Origin of the sequence: Methanocalculus sp., assembly GCF_030651615.1 — an archaeon.
Lineage (GTDB): Archaea > Halobacteriota > Methanomicrobia > Methanomicrobiales > Methanocorpusculaceae > Methanocalculus.
Map to the genome: position 1 here is coordinate 1 of NZ_JAUSCG010000098.1, position 3,370 is coordinate 3,370.

Annotated in this window: 2 protein-coding genes and 1 pseudogene; 2 read left to right on the plus strand and 1 reads right to left on the minus strand. The window is 44.2% G+C overall.

The window, feature by feature from the left end:
• A pseudogene (locus Q7V06_RS04110) lies at nt 1-383 on the minus strand (hypothetical protein); the annotation flags it as partial.
• Between the two features lie 486 nt (nt 384-869).
• Here Q7V06_RS04110 and Q7V06_RS04115 point away from each other — a divergent pair.
• Nucleotides 870-1,082: a hypothetical protein gene (locus Q7V06_RS04115; RefSeq protein ID WP_304838502.1), complete on the plus strand. Its 213-nt coding sequence runs from the start codon at nt 870-872 to the stop codon at nt 1,080-1,082.
• Between the two features lie 106 nt (nt 1,083-1,188).
• Nucleotides 1,189-3,370, plus strand: a 2,182-nt coding sequence (locus Q7V06_RS04120) for a methyltransferase domain-containing protein (protein WP_304838505.1), incomplete at its 3' end; no start/stop codon positions are given.

A 3,370-nucleotide genomic window follows, 5' to 3' on the forward strand; every position in this document is an offset into this window, starting at 1 on the left:
ATTGCCTCGCCGACAAGGTGCATGAGCCGTTTAATCCCCTTGACTCCGAGACGGTATTTCACGAAGTAGTGGAGTGTTGCTGAATTGGGTATGATGTAACCATCCTGGCCCAACTCTGCCCCAAGATGAAAACAATCCTCGTCTGTCAGGAGATGAATTGTCCTGGCATAGGATTGTTTCCTGAAACACTTGATGATGAGGAGTTTCAGCAGGAGATGAACCGGATACCTGAATCTGGTGCTTCCTGTGGGGTAGTATTCTCGTTCAATGGTCTGTGCAATTGTGTGCAGATACGATGAACTCAGGAATTCTGAGATAGAGGTTCCCTGTTCAATCTCTTTAATTCGACCTGCTTTTTCCGAGAACTCAATGCTGGAGTCCATGAGCCAGTAGTACGCCGAGTATATAAACCTGACTGAAATGCCCTCTTAGGGGCGCAAAAAAGTTGGGATGACCAGAAAAATGAGGGAAATAACGGATAAATTGACTGGATATCTCAGAGGCGCGCAGAATGCCGGAAAAAGAAGGAGGTTTTATAAGTAAGATAGCTGGTTTGATGGGCTCCTGTGGCTTCATGTTTTTCACCTTAACCATTCAATTATCAGATGGTTATGCCATCTCAATTCCTGATTCACTATCCCTCATCTGATGAGAAGAGGACATGGCACCTCCATATGGTTGTGACGGAAATGCTGGTTCCTGTCCGCGGCATCGTTTTCCTTCTTATTCACAGGGCTATCCCACTTTGACATCTGAAGTTTCTGTGATAAGAAATTATGATGTTTCTCACCATTCAAATGATGGATAAGGGATAATACCTCTCATTTGGTATAAATATATGGTGGCACCCATAATGGTGATGGGCTATCATGTACACAGGATTTGGAATGATCATTCACCTGCCTATGACTGTTTGCCGTGTCTATTCAACAGCGATTCGGGTTCACCCGGATAATCTCCTTTTTGATGAGCTATTCGCTGTTGCTGATGAGATGGTCGTATGGAACTCCGATATGGTAAAAATGACTATTCCGGACTATCATCTCCTGTATAAGATCAATCCGGCATCTGTTGCTGAATAATAAGGATGATGATAGACATTACAAAAGAAGTGATTAAGATGATACGTTATGTTAGCACGACCGATTTAACGGACATCCGGGATGATATGAACTAAGGAATGATGATATGAAGACACCACACTACAAAAAGGACTATCAGGAATTCACTGAGATGCTGATTGAAGAGAGAGATAAACGTGAGGCTATGAGCGCAGCAGTTGGCGGTGAGTTTGAAGCTATTGGAAAGCTTGAATGTGCCCTTCTTCGTCAGCTTGGATTACAGGAAGATCATACTGTTATTGATATAGGGTGTGGAAGCGGCCGACTTGCATATCAATTGACACGTTATTTAAAAGGCACGTATATCGGGATGGATGTTGTCAAAGAGTTACTGATATATGCCCAGCAGCTATGCGGCCGTGATGACTGGAGATTCTATGATGCTCCCGGATTAACAATACCTGAACCCGACAACTCAGCTGATTTTATCTGTTTTTTTTCGGTTTTTACACATCTGATGCATGCAGAGTCTTATACCTATTTACAGGATGCTGCACGGGTTCTCAAGCCAAATGGCAGGATCGTCATCTCGTTCCTTGAGTTCCAGATACCCTCCCATTACGTATATTTTGAACAGGTCCTTGATGATACCAGTTCCTATAAAGTATTGAACCAGTTCATAAGCCGGGATGCACTTGAAAGCTGGGCAGATCACCTGGGGCTGGAGGTCCTAGCAATTCACGATGGAAATCAGCCATTCATCCGATTTGATGGGACAATAGCATGGGACAACGGAAGTACGATGGTAAATAAAGGAACCATCGGGCAATCCGTCTGCGTCCTGACGAAGAAGGGTGGCTCGTATTATGGATATGCGAAGAACAGTGTGAGATCAGATCAAAGAGGTGATGAGCAGAATGTTGATACGAGGTGCTATGTGTGTGGTGAAACCAGACCATTTGCCGAAAAAGAGGGGTGTTCGCTACGGGAAGCTCTCTGCGTACGATGCGGTGCAAGCAGGCGTAACAGTGATCTGGCACGGATACTTGTTTCAACATATACAGAGAATGAAATTGTCTCTCTTGAGGAGGCACTACCTCAGCTCTGCAACCTGAAGATATATGAAACACAGGCAGCAGGTCCGATTCACGATCGGCTCAGTACACTCCCTGGTTATATTGCCTCTGAATTTCTCGATGATCTCGAGCATGGCAGAGTAAAGAGTAATGGTGTTCATTGTGAAGATCTGCAAAACCTATCTTTTTCAGATGAACTCTTCGATCTTGTCATAACCCAGGACGTTCTTGAGCACGTTCAAGATCCTGAGAGGGCACTTCAGGAGATCCAGCGGGTCCTCAAACCCGGAGGATACCATATTTTTACAATACCCTATCACGAAGGAAGAAAGACACAAAAGAGGATTTCTGCCGGAGATGGGGTGGAGCTCCCATTACTGCCTCGTGTATATCATGGTGACCCGCTGCGAGAAGAAGGAGCACTTGTGTATACGGATTTTGGTGAAGATATAACTGAAATTGTGGATTCACACGGTTATGCCACCGAGGTTTTTCCGCTCTCCCAATGGTACCGACCCGATGATATTCCGATAATTGATGATGAAGAGAGTTATGAAAGATATCTAACGTACTATAATGCCAACGAGTTATGCAGCTTTTTCACCTATAATTCGTTTGTCTTCAGGTCGCAGAAGGTCGTGGACCAGAGAAGAAATATCGCACTTGATTGGACGGGTGAACGCTATCTTCCTGCTATTCCGCCTGAGGTCTGCGGGGCTGAGATTCATTTTGAACATCAGCACCGGTACGCATTTGTATCACAGTTTGTTCAGGGAAAAGATGTCCTGGATCTGGCATCTGGAGAAGGGTATGGCTCCTATAGCCTTTCAAAAGTGGCAAACAGGGTTGTCGGCATTGAGATAGATCCTGATGTCGTATCTCATGCCCAGAATACCTATATCCGACACAATCTTGAATTTATCAGAGGAGATATCCTTGATATACCGATACGCGAAGAGAACCTTTTTGATGTCATCATCTGTTTTGAGGCGATTGAACATATTGATGATCATGATCGACTCCTCTCAGAGATAAAACGCCTATTGAGGGATGATGGTATCGTTATCATATCCACTCCAAATAAGAAAATCTATAGTGATGAACCTGAGTTTGATAATCCATACCATCTCCGCGAACTCTATTTCAATGAATTTAAAGAGCTTTTAGAGCGGGATTATACTCAGGTAGTCTTCTTCGGACAGAAGATCCAGAGTGGGTCACGTATCTGGAACA

Excerpts from the sequence above, each read along its gene's own strand:
- Q7V06_RS04115 (WP_304838502.1), top strand. The coding sequence starts at position 870 with ATGTACACAGGATTTGGAATGATCATTCACCTGCCTATGACTGTTTGC.